15 protein-coding genes and 1 tRNA gene are annotated in these 19,971 nt (G+C 65.3%); 5 read left to right on the top strand and 11 right to left on the bottom strand.

Going from position 1 to position 19,971, the window contains the following annotated elements; all coding sequences use genetic code 11:
- Window positions 1-26: 26 nt before the first annotated feature.
- From esaR to def, 8 genes are all read right to left on the bottom strand, one after another.
- Window positions 27-713 (bottom strand): response regulator transcription factor EsaR, encoded by a 687-nt coding sequence (esaR, locus tag ACFPTO_RS10900; protein ID WP_377711379.1) that lies wholly within the window; start codon window positions 711-713, stop codon window positions 27-29.
- Window positions 714-3,140 carry a sensor histidine kinase gene (locus ACFPTO_RS10895; RefSeq protein ID WP_377711378.1) on the bottom strand — a complete coding sequence of 809 codons (2,427 nt, stop codon included), beginning with the start codon at window positions 3,138-3,140 and terminating at the stop codon, window positions 714-716.
- Window positions 3,130-3,720 (bottom strand): DUF4390 domain-containing protein, encoded by a 591-nt coding sequence (locus tag ACFPTO_RS10890; RefSeq protein WP_377711377.1) that lies wholly within the window; start codon window positions 3,718-3,720, stop codon window positions 3,130-3,132. Before ACFPTO_RS10890 ends, ACFPTO_RS10895 begins: the two co-directional genes overlap by 11 nt.
- A complete protein-coding gene (gene rsmB, locus ACFPTO_RS10885; protein WP_377711376.1) occupies window positions 3,717-5,252 on the bottom strand; it encodes a 16S rRNA (cytosine(967)-C(5))-methyltransferase RsmB in 1,536 nt (511 codons plus the stop codon). The genes ACFPTO_RS10890 and rsmB overlap by 4 nt, the downstream gene beginning before the upstream one ends.
- Window positions 5,253-5,442: 190 nt before the next feature.
- A complete protein-coding gene (gene htpX / locus ACFPTO_RS10880) occupies window positions 5,443-6,294 on the bottom strand; it encodes a zinc metalloprotease HtpX (protein ID WP_377711375.1) in 852 nt (283 codons plus the stop codon).
- 114 nt (window positions 6,295-6,408) lie between these two features.
- Window positions 6,409-7,053 (bottom strand): LysE family translocator, encoded by a 645-nt coding sequence (locus tag ACFPTO_RS10875; RefSeq protein WP_377711374.1) that lies wholly within the window; start codon window positions 7,051-7,053, stop codon window positions 6,409-6,411.
- A gap of 104 nt (window positions 7,054-7,157) precedes the next feature.
- Window positions 7,158-8,183: a methionyl-tRNA formyltransferase gene (fmt, locus tag ACFPTO_RS10870; RefSeq protein ID WP_377711373.1), complete on the bottom strand. Its 1,026-nt coding sequence runs from the start codon at window positions 8,181-8,183 to the stop codon at window positions 7,158-7,160.
- An 87-nt stretch (window positions 8,184-8,270) separates the two neighbouring features.
- Window positions 8,271-8,774 carry a peptide deformylase gene (def, locus tag ACFPTO_RS10865; RefSeq protein WP_377711372.1) on the bottom strand — a complete coding sequence of 168 codons (504 nt, stop codon included), beginning with the start codon at window positions 8,772-8,774 and terminating at the stop codon, window positions 8,271-8,273.
- Window positions 8,775-9,031: 257 nt separating this feature from the next.
- Between def and dprA the strand changes: the two genes are divergently transcribed.
- The 3 genes from dprA (at window position 9,032) to ACFPTO_RS10850 (ending at window position 13,693) form a co-directional block, all read left to right on the top strand.
- Window positions 9,032-10,264, top strand: coding sequence for a DNA-processing protein DprA (gene dprA / locus ACFPTO_RS10860; RefSeq protein WP_377711371.1), 1,233 nt, complete (start codon window positions 9,032-9,034; stop codon window positions 10,262-10,264).
- Window positions 10,265-10,340: 76 nt separating this feature from the next.
- Window positions 10,341-10,718: a thioredoxin domain-containing protein gene (locus ACFPTO_RS10855; RefSeq protein WP_377711370.1), complete on the top strand. Its 378-nt coding sequence runs from the start codon at window positions 10,341-10,343 to the stop codon at window positions 10,716-10,718.
- Between the two features lie 320 nt (window positions 10,719-11,038).
- Window positions 11,039-13,693 carry a DNA topoisomerase III gene (locus ACFPTO_RS10850; RefSeq protein ID WP_377711369.1) on the top strand — a complete coding sequence of 885 codons (2,655 nt, stop codon included), beginning with the start codon at window positions 11,039-11,041 and terminating at the stop codon, window positions 13,691-13,693.
- A gap of 122 nt (window positions 13,694-13,815) precedes the next feature.
- Here the strand turns inward: ACFPTO_RS10850 and ACFPTO_RS10845 are convergent, their stop codons facing one another.
- On the bottom strand, window positions 13,816-14,913 hold the full coding sequence (locus ACFPTO_RS10845; protein ID WP_377711368.1) for a LysR family transcriptional regulator: 1,098 nt from the start codon (window positions 14,911-14,913) through the stop codon (window positions 13,816-13,818).
- A 314-nt stretch (window positions 14,914-15,227) separates the two neighbouring features.
- Window positions 15,228-17,084 carry a phosphoenolpyruvate carboxykinase (GTP) gene (locus ACFPTO_RS10840; RefSeq protein ID WP_377711367.1) on the bottom strand — a complete coding sequence of 619 codons (1,857 nt, stop codon included), beginning with the start codon at window positions 17,082-17,084 and terminating at the stop codon, window positions 15,228-15,230.
- 446 nt (window positions 17,085-17,530) lie between these two features.
- Here ACFPTO_RS10840 and ACFPTO_RS10835 point away from each other — a divergent pair, with 446 nt between their 5' ends.
- Entirely contained in the window at window positions 17,531-18,544 is a 1,014-nt protein-coding gene (locus tag ACFPTO_RS10835; protein WP_377711366.1) for a D-2-hydroxyacid dehydrogenase family protein, read from the top strand.
- Window positions 18,545-18,643: 99 nt separating this feature from the next.
- Here ACFPTO_RS10835 and ACFPTO_RS10830 read toward each other — a convergent pair whose 3' ends face one another.
- A complete protein-coding gene (locus ACFPTO_RS10830) occupies window positions 18,644-19,510 on the bottom strand; it encodes a patatin-like phospholipase family protein (RefSeq protein ID WP_377711365.1) in 867 nt (288 codons plus the stop codon).
- Window positions 19,511-19,858: 348 nt separating this feature from the next.
- Between ACFPTO_RS10830 and ACFPTO_RS10825 the strand changes: the two genes are divergently transcribed.
- Window positions 19,859-19,934: transfer RNA gene (locus ACFPTO_RS10825), tRNA-Lys, on the top strand.
- Window positions 19,935-19,971 lie beyond the last annotated feature (37 nt).

Here is a 19,971-nt window from a genome sequence, read left to right as displayed (position 1 = left end):
CCCTTCTCAAAACTGGCCGATGAAGTTCATTCGCCTTTGCTCTTGCCGAGATCCACGCCGAGCTGCTTGAGCTTGCGATACAGGTGCGTGCGCTCGAGCCCGGTTTTTTCCGCCACGCGCGTCATGCTGCCGTTCTCGCGCGCGAGGTGGTATTCGAAGTAGGCGCGCTCGAAGGCGTCGCGCGCGTCGCGCAGCGGGATGTCGAACGAAATCGACGCCATCTGCGCGGCAGGCGCCACGCCCTGCACGCCATCGGCCACGAGCATCGGCAGCGCCGCCGCCGAGGCCACCGCCGCCGTGCCGCCCGCCGCGGGCTTGCCGCCCGCCTGCGCGAGCACGGGCGCCGCCGTGCCGCGCGCGAGTCCCTGCTCGACGGCCTTCAGCAGTTTTTGCAGCGCGATCGGCTTCTCGAGGAAATTCAGCGCGCCGATCTTCGTCGCCTCGACGGCGGTGTCGATCGTCGCGTGCCCGGACATCATGATGACCGGCATCGTCAGGAGCATCTGCGCCGCCCACTCCTTGAGCAGCGTGACGCCATCGGTGTCCGGCATCCAGATATCGAGCAGGACCAGGTCAGGCACCTGGCGCAGGCGGAATTCGCGCGCCTCCTGCGCGTTCTCCGCCAGCTCCACGACGTGTCCCTCGTCGCTCAGGATCTCCGAGAGCAGTTCCCGGATCCCCATTTCATCGTCTACCACCAGGATGGTTGCCATTTACGCTGCCCTTGTCTGCACTGTTGCTTTTGTTCCCTGCCCGGCTGCGGCACGCGAGCGCCGCTCGCCGGATTCCGGCGTCGCGGCGTCGTCTGCCAGCTGGAGAAAGAGAATCGAGATCTGCGCGCCTTCGATCACATCGCCCGTCTTCATGCGGTTGCGGATGTCGATGCGCGCGCCGTGCTCATCGACGATCTTCTTGACCATCGCAAGCCCGAGTCCGGTCCCCTTGGCTTTGGTCGTCACATAGGGTTCGAACGCGCGTGTGAGGATGCGCGCCGGGAATCCCGGTCCGTTGTCCGATATCGTGAGGCGCACGGCGACGCGCGAGCGGCCGTCCGCGTCCGGATCCCCGTATTCTACGGCCCGCGTTTCGAGCGTCACATGCGGGTTCGGCGTGTCGGCGACCGCGTCCTGCGCATTCTGCAACAGGTTGTGGATCACCTGGCGCAATTGCGTCGCGTCGCCGCGGATCACCGGCAGCGCCGACAACTCCACCTTCAGCGCGCTCTTGCCCTCCTCCACGCCGTAGAGCGTCAGCACTTCGCTCACCAGATCGTTGAGCTGAAGGCTCGACAGCACCGCCGGCGGCGTGCGCGCATAGTCGCGGAAATCGTCGACCATCTGCTTCATCGCCGCGACCTGGTTCACGATCGTCGTCGCGCCGCGCTTGAGCACGTCGGCATCGGTCGGCGAGAGCTTGTCGGAGAGCTTCATCTGCAGGCGTTCCGCCGACAGCTGGATCGGCGTGAGCGGGTTCTTGATCTCGTGCGCGAGACGCCGCGCGACTTCGCCCCACGCGACCGAGCGCTGCGCCGAGATCACGTCCGAGATGTCGTCGAACACGACCACATAGCCCGCCGTCTGCGGGTTGCCCGCCTCGGCGCCCGTCCCCGTTCCCGTGCCCGCAACGAGGCGCGCGCCGCGCACGAGCAGCGTGAGCGGATCGGTTTCGCCGGGAATCGGCACGGAGAACTGCTGCTGCCAGTGGCCGCGCGCCTGTTCGCCGTCGCTGCTCGCGGCTTCCTGATCGGCGAACGCCTTGCGCGCCATGGCGCCGAATTCGGCCAGCACGCCGATGTGTTCGAGCTGCACGCCCAGTTGCGTCTCGAACGGCTGGCGGAAGATGCGCTCCGCGCCCGGATTCGCCGTGGTCAGCCGGAACTGGCGGTCGAACACGAACACGCCCGCCGTGAGGTTCGCGAGAATGCTTTCGAGGTACGCCTTCGAATGTTCGAGCGCGACGCGGTTCTTCTCGACGGCCGCGCGCGCTTCCGATAGCTGGCGCGTCATCGCGTTGAACGACTGCGTGAGGAAGCCCAGTTCGTCGCGCGACTTGATTTCGCGCTTCGGCGTGTAGTCGCCCTCGGTCACTTCCTTCGTGCCCTGGGCGAGCAGGAACAGCGGCCGCGCAAGCTGGTTGCCGAGCGCGAGCGCGAGCATCATCGCGACGAACGTGGCGAGAAAGAGCGCGAGCGTCAGCGTGCCGATGTACATCTTGCGCAAGCCCGTGCGCCCGAGCGCCTTCTCCTGGTACTCGCGATACGCGCGCTGCACGGCGTCGGCGTTGCGCGCGAGCGCGGCGGGCACCGGCTGTTCGAGTTGCAGGAAGCGTTCGGTGGGCTGCAGGTCCGTGGTGTTCGCGTCGGGAATGCGCGTCACGACGCGCAGCCGCAGCGGGCCCTTCGAACCGTGATCTTGCGGATCGCCGTCCACTTCGCCTTCGATCGCCGCGTAGCCGCCCTCGCGCGCCCGCTCGATCATGAACTGCGTGGGCAGGCCGGCGGGCACCAGCGACGACAGGTTGCTCGACGCCTGCGCGACGACCCGCAGGTCCGGCGCCGCGCCCGACATGCTGCGCACCACCGGCGTGACGATCGTCGCATCCTGCACGCCGAACTGGTCGCGCGTGCGCAAAAGCGTGAGCGTCGTGCCCGTGGAGTCGGCGCTCGCGATCTGCTCGGCCATGAGACGCGCCTTGGTCTGCAGATCGGAGAGCGACGCATCGAGCATGCCGCGCCCGAGGTTCAGGCCCGCGGTGAGCGCGGTTTCGACGTTCACGTCGAACCACGATTCAATGGAGCGCGACACGAACTGATACGAAACGATGTAGATGATGCCGCCCGGCACGACGCCGACGAGCGCGAAGAAGAACGCGAGCTTCGCGAGCAGCCGTGTGCCGAATTTGCCGCGCCTCAGGCGCACGACGATCACAATCACGAGCGCCGTCACCACCGACATGAAAATCAGCGCGACGACGAAGTTGGCCGCGTAGAGCCAGCCGTAATAGCGATCGAAGAATTCGGTGTTCGCGCTCGCGGCGGCGAGCAGCACGAGCAGCAGCGTCGCGGTGAACGCGACGGTGGATACGAGCAGCCTGAGGACAATGCTGCTGACGCTGGTGGCGCGGCGCACTTTACCTAGCACGTTCGGTCACCGTGAAGTTAAAGCGCTTCCAGTCGGAGGCGAGATTCCAGTCGCGGTTGTTGACCGCGTCGATCTGGAACGGCTTGGGCATGAGCGCCACGTCGAGCTGCATGCGCACCGAAGCCGTGTAGGTTTCGTCCGCGCTCACGTCGCTGCGGTCGAACACATGCCACGAGGTCACATGCTTGACGACGGCGAGCGCCTCGGCGAGCGTCGGAAAGCCGAGCTGCAGGCCGCCGGTCGAGACGCGGTATTCGCGCGTGAGCGGCTGGAACGACAGCCGGATGCTCTGCGACACGCTCACGGGCCTCTCGTCGAACCAGTACCAGCGCGCGCGAGAGAGTTCGAAATCGGTCGTGAAGTAGAGCGGAATGCCTTTGTTGACCGCGTCTTCCAGACTGCTGTTCAGGTCGAAGTTGAAACGGGCGTCGAGGTTCCAGCCGTTGCCGTCAGCCTGCAGCGACGCGCGCTGCACCGAAATCGAATCGGCGCGCGCCGGCGTCGCGGCGATAAAGCCGGCGGCCAGCACGAACCAGATCAGAGCCGCGAGCCGCAGCGGGAAGAAGCGTTTAATGATCACCGTTTCTGAAAGCGCGCGTAGAAGAATCCGTCGTGATCGGCGGTGCGGCGGGGAACGTCGGCGTTATCCGCATCGTTTCCGGCCGCGTCAGGCTGCGCCTTGTTGGCTGCACCGTTGTCAACCTCACCGTCAGCCTCCCCGGACGGCGCATGCCCGGCCGTCGGCAACAGTTGCCCCGGCGCGTCCAATCGTACCGCATCCGGGTAGCTGCTTTCAAACCAGCGCGCCGCGGCTTCGCCTTCCTCGGGGAAGATCGAGCAGGTCACGTAGAGCAATTCGCCGCCCGGCTTCAGGAGCGGCCACAGCGCCGCGACGATGCGCCGCTGCTCCCTGGCGAGCGCCGCGATGTCGCCCTGGCGACGCAACCAGCGGATATCGGGGTGACGCCGGACGATGCCCGACGCCGAACACGGCACGTCGGCCAGAATGCGGTCGAAGGGCTGGCCGTCGTACCAGGCGGCGGTCTCGCCCGCATCGCCGATCACGACCTGCGCACGCCGCAGCGGGTGCGCGGGATCGTCCTGGGCGAAACCGAGCCGCTCGAAATTTTCCCCGATGCGCGCAGCGCGCGCGGCGTCGCTTTCGAGCGCGATCAGATCGATGTCGGCCAGTTCGAGCAGATGGCCGCTCTTGCCGCCCGGCGCCGCGCAGGCGTCGAGCACACGCATGCCGTCGCGCACGCCCATGCGTTGCGCCGCGACTTGCGCGCCCGCGTCCTGCACCGAAACGTCGCCCGCCATGAAGCCCGGAATGCGATCGACCGGCAGCGGCGCGGCAAGGCGCACGGCATGGTCGCCGATCTGCACGGCGTCGATGTTCGCCGCCTGAAGGCGCACGAGGTAATCGGTGACGGTCGTGCGGCGCGCGTTCACGCGCAGCGTGAGCGGGCCGTGCGTGTTGCCTGCGGCGAGAATGGCCTGCCATTCGCCCGGCCACGCAGCGCGCGTCGCATCGATCCACCATTGCGGATAGTTCCAGTGCGCGACCTCGTCGGCGCGCGCCGCAGCCAGCAATGCCTCGCGTTCGCGCAGAAAACCGCGCAGCACGGCGTTGACGAGCCCCTTCGCGAAAGCCATTTCGCGGTGCGCGCCCACCGTGCGAACCGCCTGGTCGACGACCGTAAACGGCGCGTAGGCCGCCTTCGCTGCGTCGTCGACGAGCAGCGCCAGCGCGCACGCCATCAGGTTCGCGACCGGCTGCGGCGGCGCCTTGCTCACACGCTGCCGCAAGAGCCAGTCTACAAGGCCCAGACGCCGCATCGTCCGGTAGGCGATGTCCTGCACGGCCCCGCGCGCGAGCGTCGCCGAATCGGCGGGCAAGGCGGCGAACACGCTCGTGAGTGCCGCGGGCAGCGCCGCGCCCGCGCGCACCGCGCCGACGGCCTGCGCGGCCTGATCGAGCGCGAAGCCGAGCGAATCAGGTGCCAGATGCACGGCCTGACGGCCGGTCGCGGCACGAGGCTTGTGTGCCTGAGCGCCAGGACGTGGGTTGCGGGACGGGGCGGCGGACCGCCGGGACGAGCTGGATGTCATGGAAAAACCGGAAGCAGGCCGCGAAAGACGCGCGGCACAAACGACGCATTGTAGCGTGGCGTGAGCGCTACGCCCGTGGATGCGGCCCGGCACGGGCCGCCCGCGCCTGAACGCGCGCTGCACGCCTGCGGCGTGCGAAAGGCAAAAAAAACACCTCCGGAGAGGCGTTTTTCGGAGCAGCGGATTTCTGTCAGGTCTTGCCTGCCGCCATGTCCATCAATCTGCGGATGCGCTCCTCGGTGGGCGGGTGCGTCGAAAACAGGTTCGCGACAGCGCCGCCCGAGAGCGGATTCATGATCATCATCTGCGCGGTTGCGGGATGCTCCTCCGCCGCCGCGAACGGGACGCCCTGCGCGTAGCGATGGATCTTGTCGAGCGCGGACGCGAGCGCCTGCGGATCGCCCGAAATTTGCGCGCCGCCGCGGTCGGCCTCGAATTCGCGCGCACGCGAAATCGCCATCTGGATCAGCGCGCCCGCGATAGGCGCGAGGAGCGCCACGGCGATGCTCGCGACCGGATTCGCCGGGCGGCCGTTTTCGTCGCGGCCGCCGAAGAACATCGCAAAGTTCGCAAGCGCCGAAATCGCACCGGCCATCGTGGCGGAAATCGTTGAAATGAGGATGTCGCGATGCTTCACGTGCGCGAGTTCGTGCGCCATCACGCCGCGCATCTCGCGCTCGGAGAGCACGCGCAGGATGCCGGTGGTCGCCGCGACCGCCGCATGCTCCGGATTGCGACCTGTGGCAAATGCGTTCGGCGCGTTTTCGTTGATCAGGTAGACGCGCGGCATCGGCAGCCCGGCGCGCGTGGAAAGATCCCGAACCATGCGGTAGAACTGCGGCGCCGTGGTCTCGTCCACTTCCTGCGCGTTGTACATGCGCAGGACCATCTTGTCCGAGAACCAGTACGAGAAGAAGTTCATGCCGAGCGCCACGACGAACGCGAACATCATCCCTCGTTGACCGCCGACCATCCCACCGATCGCGATAAAGAGGGCCGTAATCGCAGCCATCAACATCGCGGTTTTGACCCAGTTGAACATTGCTGTGCTCCTTCACCCAAAACGGGAATCAAATCGTTTAACGCGCGCCGCACGCCGGCAGCGAACGCATTGTATGCGATTTGTAATTTATGGGTGGATGCGAAAAATTCAACGTTACCGGGAAGCGGTGGCGAGCTTCACGCCAAGTCCGACGAACGCCGAGCCGACCGTGCGGTCCAGCCACCGCTTCACGCCCGGCTTGCCGGAGAAGCGCCGCGTGACGCTGCCCGCGATCCAGGCGACAAAGCTGTTCCAGACCGTGCTCATCAACACGAACACGACGCCGAGCGCGAGAAACGCGAGCGCCTTGTGCGAACTGGTGGCGGTCACGAACTGGGGGAAGAACGAAACGAAGAACAGCACCACCTTGGGGTTGAGGACGTTGGTCCAGAAGCCCTGCAGAAAGAGCTGGCGCAGCGGACGCGGCGCGCTCGCGCGCGGCGCGGCATCGGCTTCGACAGACGCGGGCGCGGCCTTCGTGAAAATCAGCCGCACACCGAGATAGACGAGATACACCGCGCCGACGAACTTGACGACGGTGAACGCGGTAGCCGACGCGGCAAGCAGCGCGGTCAGGCCGAACGCGCATGCGAGCGAATGCACGCAGCACCCGGCGGAAATGCCGAGCGCCGAGACGAGCCCGGCGCTGCGCCCTTGCGCGACGCTGCGGCCGACGATGTAAGCGGTATCCGGGCCAGGCGTCACGTTGAGCAAAAAGACGGCGACGCAGAAAAAGCCAAAGTGGGTAATGCCGAACATGGCGTCCTCAGGAAATACGAATCAGGCTGGACCGATTCTAACGCGCATCGGATCATGCGCGGCACCTGGCCGAATGGACGACTGGCGCGCCAGTGCTTCGTCGCTCAGACTGCAGGCGTGTTGGGTGTATCGGACGTATCGGACGTATGCGGCAGTTGAAAGCGCTGTCCCGCGACGAGCGGCATACCCGCCAGAAATTCGCGCGCGGGAAGGCGCTTGCCGCCAGGTTTCTGCAGTTGCGTCACGCGCAACGCGCCTTCGCCGCACGCCACGACCACGCCAGCGGGCGTGACGTCGAGGATCTGGCCCGGCGCGGCGCCGGCGGGAACCCGGGCGCCATCGGCCGGTTCGGCGGCCCATAGCTTCACCTGCGCACCGTCCAGCGTCGCGGCGCCGCCGGGAAACGGGTCAAACGCACGGATCTGGCGCACGAGCGCGTCGGCCGGACGCCGCCAGTCGAGCGCGGCTTCTTGCTTGCCGATCTTTGCGGCGTAGTTCGCGCCCTCTGCCGGCTGCGGCGTAGCCGGCAGATTGCCGCTGCGCTCCAGCCCCACGAGCGCCTCGACGATCAGCTTCGCGCCCTGTTGCGCAAGCCGGTCGTGCAGTGTTGCGGTCGTGTCGGTGGGGGTGATCGGCGTGCGCGCCTCAGAGATCATCGCGCCGGTGTCGAGGCCCGCGTCCATCTGCATGAGCGTGATGCCGGTTTCGGCGTCGCCCGCTTCGATCGCGCGGTGGATCGGCGCGGCGCCGCGCCAGCGCGGCAAGAGCGAGGCGTGGATGTTGATGCAGCCGTGCGGCGCAATATCCAGCACTTCCTGCGGCAGGATCAGCCCGTACGCGGCGACCACCATGACGTCGTGCGGCGTCGCGTGCAGCAGGTCCAGTGCGGCGGCAGCCTCTTCCGGATACTTGCCCGCGCGCCGCAGCGAAGTGGGCTGTGCAACCGCGAGGCCGTGATCCTGCGCGTAGCGCTTGACCGGGCTCGCCTGCAGCTTCATCCCGCGCCCGGCCGGGCGGTCGGGCTGGGTCAACACGAGCGGCACGGCGAAGCCCGCTTCGTGGATCGCTGCGAGCGCCGCGGCGGCGAATTCCGGCGTGCCGGCGAAGATGACGCGAAGGGAGTGACTCATGTGCGCTCGAAGTCGGGCTGAGGGAGGAAGAAGGAGGAAAGAACGGCGGCGCGGCGAGAATGCCTCACACGCGCCTCACATCGCAACTCACATCGCGCGGTCGAGCTTCTTCATCTTGTTCCGGATGCGCGTCTGCTTGAGCGGCGAGAGGTACTCGACGAACACGCGGCCCATCAGATGATCCATCTCGTGCTGGATGCACACGGCGAGCAGATCTTCGCAGTCCACTTCGTAGGTTTCGCCCTTCTCGTTTTGCGCACGCACGCGCACGCTCTCCGCGCGCTCGACGTCGTCGTAGATGCCCGGCACCGAGAGGCAGCCCTCTTCGTGGACCACCAGCTCCTTGCTCGACCAGATGATTTCCGGGTTGATGAATACGCGCAGTTCATTGTGCGTTTCGGAGACATCGATCACCACGACACGCTCGTGCACATCCACCTGCGTCGCCGCGAGACCGACGCCGGGTGCGGCGTACATCGTCTCCGCCATATCGGCGACGAGCTTGCGGATGCGGTCGTCGAAGACCTCGACCCGCCTGGCAATCTTGTGCAGACGCTTGTCCGGGTAATGAAGGATGTTCAGTAGAGCCATGGTTTTACGGAGTTTCCATGAGGGGCCGGGTTCTTGCGGCATCGCGCGGACTGGCCGTTCGGCCAGCTTGCCCGCGCGTTGCAGGACGCAGAGGATATACGGACAAAACGGCCGGATTCAACGGCCGCTGCCCACGCCACAGTCCGCAGGCCGCCGCACAGGTGCGCGACGCATCGAGGGACGCGCCGCGCTGGATTTCGGATAGTGAAAATTTTATCACGCCAGGTTGCAACCCACCTGGCACCGGGGTTTTCTCCATGCTCGCACCCTTGCCGATCTGCGACGAGGAACGGTCCGCCTGGCTGCGCCTCGCCACTGCGCGCGGCCTGAAACCCGCCGCGCTGCGCACGCTGCTCGCCGCCTTCGGGCTGCCGCAGAACGTGCTGGCCCAGCCGTTCGCGACGCTTGCCGCCGCAGCCGGCAGCGAAGCCGCACGCGCCGCAGTCGCTGCGCCCACGCCCGGCTTTGCGAACCGGCTCGAAACGCTGAACACCTGGTGCGCAATGCCGGGTAACGCGCTGGTTACGCTCGCCGATCCTGCGTATCCGCCGAGGCTCCTCGCGATGCCGGACCCGCCGCCGCTGCTCTACGTACAAGGCCGGCTCAGCCTGCTGCACGCGCGCGGCATCGCCGTCGTCGGCAGCCGCAGCGCGACGCCGCAGGCGCTCGAAGACGCCGCACGGTTTGCACGCGCATTCGCAGCCGCGGGCGCCACGGTCGTCTCCGGGCTCGCGCTCGGCGTGGACGGCGCCGCGCATCGGGGCGCGCTCGACGAACGCGGCGGAACAGCCGCCGTTGTCGGCACGGGAGCCGATCTCGTCTACCCGCGCGCGCATCGCACGCTCGCCGCGCAGATCGCACAGCGTGGCGCGATCCTCTCCGAGTGGCCGCTTGGCACGCCCGCGCGCTCGGCGAATTTTCCGCAGCGCAATCGCCTGATTGCGGCCCTCGTGGAAGGCGTCGTGATCGTGGAAGCCGCCATGCGCTCCGGCTCGCTGATCACGGCACGGCTCGCCAATGAAATGGGACGCGATGTCTTCGCGCTGCCCGGTTCGATTCACGCACCGCTTGCGCGCGGCTGCCATCGGTTGATCAAGGAAGGCGCGCAACTCGTCGAGTCGCCCGAGGAAGTGCTCGAAGCGCTCGGCATTCAGCCGCCCGCAGCGCGTGCGGCACCCGCCGCGCCCGCAGTATCCGCAACGCGCAGCGTTGGCGAAAACATCGCGCAACCGGCGCGCGCGGCCACGCACGAACTCCCCCGGCAAAACAGCCACGCACGATTGCCTGGCAACCCCGATCCCGAGGCGCTGCACGTGCTCGACGCGCTCGGCCACGCGCCCGCCACGCTTGAAATCCTCGCGGCGCGTACCGAACTGAGCGAAGCGACGTTGCAAGCCGCGTTGCTACGGCTCGAACTTTCCGGTCAATTGAATTCGCTGCCCGGCGGATGGTTCGTCAGGGCGGCACTTCGCCAGGGCCTGTTCACGTGAACAAACCCTGGCTACGGCGTGTTACATTCGCGCCAAATGTACCGCCTCTATATATAAGAGAACGCAAGGAACGACCATGCCAGCGCTTGACCTCGACACCGATGCCGACCGGATCGCCAGCCGCGTCGCCGACCGCGATACGCTGTTCGTCGCGTGCCTGTGCGCCGATTGGTGCGGCACCTGTCGCGATTATCGGGCGACGTTCGATCGCATCGCCAACGCGCACCCGGACATCTGTTTCGCCTGGATCGACATCGAAACGCACGCCGACCGCTTTGACGACCTCGATGTGGAGAACTTCCCGACGATCCTGATCGAAGATGCCTCTGCAACGCGCTTTTTCGGCACCGTGCTGCCCCATGGCGCCGTGGTCGAGCGCATGCTCGCCGATCTCACGGCGCTGCCGGGCGTGACAGACGCACCGAAGCTGCGTCCCGCGCTTGCCGAGGCATGAAGCCCGGGCAGGAGCCGCAGCAGGAGCAGGAGCCGCAGCCCGCCCGTTCGCACAATGACCTGATTCCGATCAGTCCCCCGCTTGCCCGCTGGCTCGTCGCGCCATTATGATTGGGCGCCTTGTGTGGCAACTGCGGTGTCAACAGCAGTTGCAACTGCGGTAGCAACAGCAGCGGCGATGGCGGCCAACGAGAAGATGCGAAAATCGCCGCCGCCGAACCTTGTGCTATAAAGCGGTCGTTACAGGACCGGCCCGAGAACCGACCCGCTTCGGCGTCGGCCACAGGCGCACTAACCCGGATTCACCCACTTATAAAAGTCATGTCCAAAGCTCTGATCATCGCCGAGAAGCCGTCCGTCGCGAACGACATCGCACGCGCTTTGGGCGGGTTTACGAAGCATGACGAGTATTACGAGAACGACGATTTCGTCTTGTCCTCGGCGGTCGGCCATTTGCTCGAAATCGCCGCGCCCGAAGAATATGAAGTCAAGCGAGGCAAGTGGAGCTTCGCGCATCTGCCCGTCATCCCGCCGCATTTCGACCTCAACCCGATCGCAAAAAGCGAAACGCGCCTGAAGGTGCTCACGAAGCTGATGAAGCGCAAGGACGTCGACCGCCTCATCAACGCATGCGACGCGGGGCGCGAGGGCGAGCTGATTTTCCGCCTGATCGCGCAGCACGCGAAGGCGAAGCAGCCGGTCCAGCGCCTCTGGCTCCAGTCGATGACGCCCGCCGCCATTCGCGACGGCTTCACGCACCTGCGCAGCGACTCCGATATGCAGCCGCTCGCCGATGCCGCACGCTGCCGCTCGGAAGCCGACTGGCTCGTCGGCATCAACGGCACGCGGGCCATGACCGCCTTCAACAGCAAGGGCGGCGGCTTCTTCCTGACCACCGTCGGTCGCGTTCAAACGCCAACGCTGTCGATCGTCGTCGAACGTGAAGAGAAAATCCGCCGTTTCGTGCCGCGCGACTACTGGGAAGTGCGTGCCGAATTCGTCTGCGCCGCCGGTTTCTACGAAGGCCGCTGGTTCGACCCGAAATTCAAACGCGATGAATTCGACCCGGAAAAGCGCGACTCGCGCCTCTGGAGCCTGCCGGCCGCCGAAACGATCGTCGCCGCCTGCCACGGCCGCGAAGGCACCGTCACCGAGGAATCGAAGCCTTCCACGCAGCTCTCGCCCGCGCTCTTCGACCTGACGAGCCTGCAGCGCGAGGCCAACAGCCGCTTCGGCTTTTCGGCCAAGAACACGCTCGGCCTCGCACAGGCGCTGTACGAAAAGCACAAGGTGCTCACCTACCCGCGTACCGATGCGCGCGCGCTGCCCGAGGACTACCTCGATACCGTCAAGCAGACGCTCGACATGCTCAAGGAGAGCAACAACTACCTGCCGCATGCGAAACAGGTGCTCGACAAGGGCTGGGTGAAGCCGAACAAGCGCATCTTCGACAATTCGAAGATCAGCGACCACTTCGCCATCATCCCGACGCTGCAGGCACCGAAATCGCTGTCCGAGCCGGAGCAGAAGCTCTACGACCTCGTCGTGAAGCGCTTCCTCGCCGTGTTCTTCCCGGCTGCCGAATATCGCGTCACGACGCGCATCACCGAAGTCGCGGGGCATCACTTCAAGACCGAAGGCAAGGTGCTGGTCGAGGCAGGCTGGCTCCAGGTGTATGGCCGCGACACGGGCGGCGACGATGCCAACCTCGTGCAGGTGCAGAAGAACGAGAAGGTCAAGACCGACAAGGTCGCCGCGCATCAACTGGTCACGAAGCCGCCCGCACGCTACAACGAAGCGACGCTGCTCTCGGCCATGGAAGGCGCGGGCAAGCTCGTCGAGGACGACGAACTGCGCGAGGCGATGGCCGCGAAAGGCCTGGGTACGCCGGCCACGCGCGCGGCGATCATCGAAGGTCTGCTCGGCGAAAAATATCTCGTGCGCGAAGGGCGCGACCTGATCCCGACCGCGAAGGCCTTCCAGCTCATGACGCTTTTGCGCGGCCTTGACGTCAAGGAACTGACGGCGCCGGAACTCACGGGCGAATGGGAATACAAGCTCTCGCAAATGGAGCGCGGCAAGCTGCAGCGCGACGCGTTCATGCAGGAAATCGCCCGCATGACGCAGACCATCGTGAAGCGCGCGAAGGAGTACGACTCCGATACGATTCCGGGCGACTACGCGACGCTCGAAACACCGTGTCCGAATTGCGGCGCCCAGGTGAAGGAAAACTATCGGCGTTTCGCCTGCACGAAGTGCGAGTTCTCGATTTCCAAGATTCCGGGTGGCCGTCAGTTCGAGATCCCCGAGGTCGAGGAACTGCTGCAGAACAAGACGATCGGCCCGCTTTCCGGTTTCCGCAGCAAGATGGGCCGCCCGTTCTCGGCGATCCTCAAGCTTTCTTTCGACGACGAAACGAAGAACTACAAGCTCGAATTCGACTTCGGCCAGGATCAGGGCGGCGAAGACGGCGAAGCGCCCGATTTCTCGGCGCAGGAAGCCGTGGGCGCATGCCCGAAATGCGGCGGGCGCGTGTTCGAGCACGGCATGAGCTACGTCTGCGAGCATTCGGTCGCCAGCCCGAAGACCTGCGACTTCCGCTCGGGCAAGGTGATCCTCCAGCAGGAAATCACGCGCGAGCAGATGGCGAAGCTGCTCGCGGAGGGCCGCACGGATCTGCTCACGAACTTCAAGTCGTCGCGTACGGGCCGCAACTTCAAGGCGTTCCTCGTGAAGCAGAGCGACGGTAAGATCGGCTTCGAGTTCGAGAAGAAGGAACCCAGCGCGAAGACGGCGGCAAAGGGCGCGGCGAAGAAATCGACAGCCGCCGCCGAGGCAGCACCCGAGACGCAGGCGGCCAACGACGAAGAGCGGGACGTCGCGAAGCCCGCGCGCAAGACCGCGGCAGCGAAGTCGACGACAACGGCACGCAAGACTGCCGCGCGCAAGACGGCCACCCGCAAGACGGGCTCCTGATCGCGCGGCGTGCGACGTCCGGCGGCAGCGCCGGGCGCGCCGCACCGCCAGCCCAAGACAAAAGGCGCAACCTCTCACGAGGCTGCGCCTTTTTTATCGCGCGATGAACGGAGATGTCGGCCTTATAACGACGAAAGCGCTGAAGTGCGCGTTCGCACCGACGAACGCACTGCCTTCGGCTCCCGCTCGCCGTCGAGCAGGTCTGGCAGCGGCTCCGAGCCGTCGAACGCGTCCGACGAAGCCGGATATTGCGCGCCGTGGCGCGCCGCCGACGCCGCCGCAGGCTGTGCCTGCCCGTCCGTCGCCGGCTGCTCGCTGGCCTGGCCGTTGGGCGTCTGGCTGAAATGCTCGACCAGGTGATCGATGAACGTGCGCACCTTGGCCGGCAGATGACGGCGGCTCGGGTAGGCGATGTTGATCTCGATCTGCGGCAGCCGATATTCGCTCAGCAGCCGCACGAAACGGCCGCGCGCCATGTCGCTGCCGATCAGATAGCTCGGCAGGACCGCGATGCCCATGCCGAGCAGCGCGAACTGGCGCAGCATCTCGGTGTTGTTGGCGATGATCACGTTGGCCGGGCGCACGCGGATTTCGCCCTCCGGCCCCGTAAAGACGCGTTCGTCGCCCCAGTATTCCGACGGCAACGACAGCGACGGGTGATCGATCAACTGCTCGGGGCGCGTGGGCGTACCGTGCTTTTCCAGATACGCGGGCGTCGCGCAGACGGTCATGCGGCCGGTCGTAAGGCGCCGCGTGACGATGCTCGCGCTGCGCATCTGCCGTGCGGCGACGATGCCGAGGTCGAAGCCCTCTTCGACGAGATCGACCTGGCGGTCGACGAGCGACACGTCGGGAACGACCTGCGGAAAGCGCTGCGTGTAGGTTTGCAGCACCGGCGCGAGATTGTGCAGTCCGAACACAACCGGCGCGACGATGCGCAACGTGCCGACGGGTTCGTGATTGCGGGCGACCACCATCTGCTCGACGTCTTCGAGTTCGTCGAGAATCTGGCGCGTGCGCTCGAGATAGACCTGACCCGATTCGGTCAGCGAGAGGCTGCGGGTCGTACGGTTAAGCAGCCGCGTGCCGAGCCGGCTTTCGAGGTCGGCGACGTGGCGCGTGACGACTGCGTTCGAGATATCCATCGCGGCGGCGGCCCGGGCAAAACTGCCAAGGTCGGCCACTTTGACGAACACGCGCATCGACTGCAAATGATCCATGAGACGACTCCTGCCCGATTACTGCTCGCTCCATCCAGCCGAGTGAGCTGCGAATTCTCCTACGACTCCTGAATTCGTGCAGAAGTTGCTCCAAAGTACGTACATTTCTTGTGGATTTCTTCGACTGTGACTAAAAATGTGTAACCAAATGGTTCATTGTTTCTTCACGCACAACAAATCCTGCACCGCGGCAAATTAGCTCCGCAAGCGGCGAACAGCTCCTGTATGGCCTGCAACACTGCCTCCCGGCATCCCTGCGCCCCAAATGAAAGGGCCGCCCGAAGGCGGCCCGGCGGTGAGTGAGCGCTCACAAATCAAGCGTCGAAGCGCGCCTCCAGCTTTTCCCGCGTGCGTTGCAGCGCTTCGGGCAAGCCGTGGGCGAGCTTCCTGAACAGCTCAGAGTGAAGATCCAGCTCGGCTCGCCAGGCATCGGCTTCGACCGAAATCACCTGTTCGAACTGGGCGGGCGTAAAGTCGAGGCCGCGCCAGTTGATGTCTTCATAGCGCGGCGAAACGCCGAACGCGTGCGTGCCGCCGCTCGCCTCGCCCTCGATACGGCGCACCATCCACTCCAGCACCCGCATGTTCTCGCCGAAACCCGGCCACGTGAACCTGCCGTCCGGCCCCTTGCGGAACCAGTTCACGCAGAAGATGCGCGGCAAGGTCGCGCCCAGGTGCGTGAGCTTCGCGCCGACCTTGAGCCAGTGGCCGAAGTAGTCCGCCATGTTGTAGCCGCAGAACGGCAGCATCGCGAACGGATCGCGCCGCACCACGCCCTGCTGGCCCGCAGCCGCGGCCGTCGTCTCCGAGCCCATCGTCGCCGCCATATAGACGCCTTCGGTCCAGTCGCGCGCCTCGGTCACGAGCGGCACCGTGGTCGAGCGCCGTCCGCCGAACACGAACGCGTCGATCGCCACGCCCTTCGGGTTCTCCCACTCGGCATCGATCGACGGACACTGCGACGCCGCCGCCGTGAAACGCGCATTCGGATGCGCGGCCTTGCGGCCCGTCTCCTTCCCGATGGCAGGCGTCCAGTCGTTGCCTTGCCAGTCGATGAGGTGCGCGGGCGGCGTGTCGGTCATGCCTTCCCACCAGACGTCGCCGTCGTCGGTCAACGCGACGTTCGTGAAGATCACGTTCTCCTTGAGCGTCGCCATGGCATTGAAGTTGGTCTTTTCGCTCGTGCCCGGCGCCACGCCGAAGTAGCCCGCTTCCGGGTTGATCGCGTAGAGCCGGCCATCGGGACCGGGCTTGATCCAGGCGATATCGTCGCCGATCGTCGTGATTTCCCAGCCGTTCAACGCGGGCGGCGGAATCAGCATCGCGAAGTTGGTCTTGCCGCACGCGGACGGAAACGCCGCCGCGACGTGGTACTTGCGGCCCTCGGGCGAACGCACGCCGAGGATCAGCATGTGCTCGGCGAGCCAGCCTTCGTCGCGGCCCATCGTCGACGCGATGCGCAGCGCGAAACACTTCTTGCCGAGCAGCGCATTGCCGCCGTAGCCCGAGCCATAGCTCCAGATCTCGCGCGTTTCGGGGAAATGGACGATGTACTTCGTGTCGTTGCACGGCCACGGCACGTCCTTCTGCCCTGCTGCGAGCGGCGCGCCGACCGAGTGCACGCACGGCACGAACGCGCCCTCTTCGCCCAGCACGTCGTACACGGCGCGGCCCATACGCGTCATGATCCGCATGTTCACGGCCACGTACGGGCTATCCGACAACTCCACGCCGATATGCGCGATGGGCGAGCCGAGCGGCCCCATCGAAAACGGCACCACGTACATCGTGCGGCCGCGCATCGAACCCTCGAACAGCCCATCGAGCGTCGCGTGCATTTCTGCCGGGGCAATCCAGTTGTTGGTCGGGCCGACATCTTCCTTGCGCGCCGTGCAGATGAAGGTGCGATCCTCGACACGCGCAACATCGGACGGACTCGAGCATGCGAGATACGAGTTGGGCCGTTTAGCCGGATTGAGCTTGCGCATCGTACCGGCATCGACCATCTGCTGGCACAGACGGTCATACTCCTCCTGCGAGCCGTCGCACCAGACGATGCGTTCGGGCTGCGTGTGTGCCGCGATCTTCTGAACCCATTCCACCAGTTTTCGGTGGCGGACCCAGGCAGGCACCTGCAGTGCTGCCTCGGCGCTGAAATCGGTGTGACTCATCGAGCTATCTCCGTTTTTAGGGCTGCAAAAATGGATTTGGCCCTTTCGACGCTGCAAGCGAGAGGCGCAACTGCGACGAACAAAACAGCGGCAATCGATGCACCGCCGATTCGCGCAGTCGGGCAGATCGTCAAGGCCTTTTTAACCTGGGGTTCGAAACCGTCTGTAAAGCGGCTTGCATCGAAACCCGACAAGCTGTTAAAAATTCAAAATTCGCGGCAACGCAAACACCGGACTGCATCGCACCACAACAGCAACTGTGGTGCCTGCAACGACCGGGGGTAAAAACCTCCGGGAATCGAAACCGGTTATTCGCAAGCCGTCCCCGCCGCGATGGCTTTCTATTTTTATATTCATACCAGCCTGCCGCGCGCTGCATAGTGGGATAACCACCAGATGAACACCCTGTCGCCCTCGAACGGTGCGACACACAAGAACCCCGTGCCATGAAAATTGCCATCCTTGACGACTACCAGGACGCTGTCCGCAAGCTCGACTGCTTTCAACTGCTCGCCGATCATGAGGTCAAGGTTTTCAACAATACCGTGCGCGGACTCGGCCAACTGGCCAGCCGCCTTTCCGAAGTCGACGCCCTCGTGCTGATTCGCGAGCGCACGCGCATTAGCTCGCAATTGCTCGACAAGCTTCCGCACCTGCGCATGATCAGCCAGACGGGTCGCGCCGGCACGCACATCGATCTCGCCGCGTGCACCGAGCGCGGCATTGCCGTGCTCGAAGGCACCGGATCTCCCGTTGCGCCCGCGGAACTCACCTGGGCGCTCATCATGGCCGCGCAGCGCCGGATTCCGCAGTACGTCGCGAACCTCAAGCAAGGCGCGTGGCAGCAGTCGGGCCTGAAAACGTCGGCGATGCCGCAGAACTTCGGGCTCGGCCAGGTGCTGCGCGGACAGACGCTCGGCATCTGGAGCTACGGCAAGATCGGCCGGATCGTGGCGGGCTACGGCAAGGCATTCGGCATGCGCGTGCTCGTATGGGGCCGCGAGCATTCGATCGAAGCCGCGCGCGCCGATGGCTTCGAGATCGCCGCGAGCCGCGAAGCGCTGTTCGAAGAGAGCGACATCCTTTCGCTGCATCTGCGCCTGCACGAAGACACGCGCGGCATCGTGAAACAGGAAGATCTGCTGCGCATGAAGCCGACGGCGCTGCTTGTCAACACGAGCCGCGCGGAACTGCTCGAAGAGAATGCGCTCCTCGGCGCGCTCTCGCACAACCGCCCCGGCATGGTGGCGATCGACGTGTTCGAGAGCGAGCCGATCCTGCAGGGCTACAGCCTGCTGCGCATGGAGAACGTGATCTGCACGCCGCATATCGGCTACGTGGAACGCGAAAGCTACGAGCTTTACTTCAGCGCGGCGTTCCGCAATATCCTCGCGTTCGATGCCGGCGATATGTCGAGCGTCGCCAATCCGCAAGCGCTGCAAGGCGGACGCCGCAAGTAAGCGGCGGGTGGACGGCGTATGTGCCGTCCACGTTTCAATCCATTGTTGGGCCGATTCGGTGCGAAAGCGCTAATGCGTGAATGTGCGTGATTGCGCCGCTTACGTGCGCGCCGCAACTCCGAGCACTTCGGGCAGACGTACGAGGAAACGTTCGCCGTCAAAGCGGCCGAGGTCGTAGGCGTGCTGCATCTGACGCGGGCTCGTATAGTCCCAGCTCGAAATCGGCACCTTGGCCGATGGTTGCACGTACACGCGCTGCTGCACGCCGTGCGACACGACGAACATCTGCGGACGCGGATAGAGACGCGTCACCATCACAAGCACAGTGCCGGGCGCGGCATCGAGCGCATCGACCGGCACGTTGTCGACCATCCCGCCATCGAGCACGGGCCGCCCATTGCGCCGCAGAACCGGCGTGAACGGCGGCGTGCATGACGATTGCAGTATCAGATCGGCGAGATCCTCGACGCTTTCGCACGCCTGAGCCGTGACGAACTCGGGGTGAAAGCCGAGCTTGCGGCCGAGCGTGGGGTGCAGCGTCTTGCGGACGTATTTCTCGATGTTGTAAGCGATGAGCCCTGCGGCGACCGCGCTGCGCGCGCCGAGCCAGCGAGGCATGTGCGACACGCCGATACGAATCTCCGGCGCGTTCTTGAGGTTGCTGAAATGCTCGCCGTAGATGTCGAGCAGCGCCTGGCGGTAGATGCGGTAATGCGGAAACACCGATTCGCCGCGCAGCAGGTTGCCCCAATAGGCATTGCGCGTGTTGTGGCGCAGCGCGTGTTCGTAGTAGCGCATGACCCAGTCGGCTTCGCGCGTGTAGAGCATGCACGCGGTGGCGGCGCCCGCCGAAATGCCCGCGATCACGCGCGGACGGATGTTCAGCTCGGGCTGTATGACATCCCAGAAACCGGCTTGCCACCAGCAGCGGTTGCCGCCCCCGGCGAAAACTACCTGATCGAACATGCGGACTGCCTCCTTCTGCCTTCTATCGCCTGGATGCACGATCTTAGACGAGCAGCGCGTGGGTCGAAGTGGTGTGGGCGGTTATCCGGCCGTTTTCGTTGTAGAGTTCCACTTCGTTAGGCGGCGGATTGGGGACCGTGGGCAGTTCCCGTGCGGTGACGGGTGGATACGAGCGCGGTTCTGCGGCTTCTTATCTGGAGGCTGGCTGTGGCGCAGGATTGCATCGACAGCGCCCGGCTGCAGCAGTGCCCAGTTCGCCCCTCACAGGCCCCACCGGAAGTTTTTTGAGGGATTTCGCGAAAAGAGCTTGGCAAGACGGCGAAACTACTGCATAATTCCGCTTCTGTTGGGGCGTTAGCTCAGTTGGTAGAGCAGCGGACTCTTAATCCGTAGGTCGAGTGTTCGAGCCACTCACGCCCCACCAAGTATTTAAAAGGGTTTGCAGCGATGCAAACCCTTTT

The organism is Paraburkholderia denitrificans, from assembly GCF_042655705.1.
GTDB lineage: Bacteria > Pseudomonadota > Gammaproteobacteria > Burkholderiales > Burkholderiaceae > Paraburkholderia > Paraburkholderia denitrificans.
The sequence above is the reverse complement of the archived record's forward strand: the minus strand, read 5'-3'. Positions and strand labels throughout refer to the sequence as shown.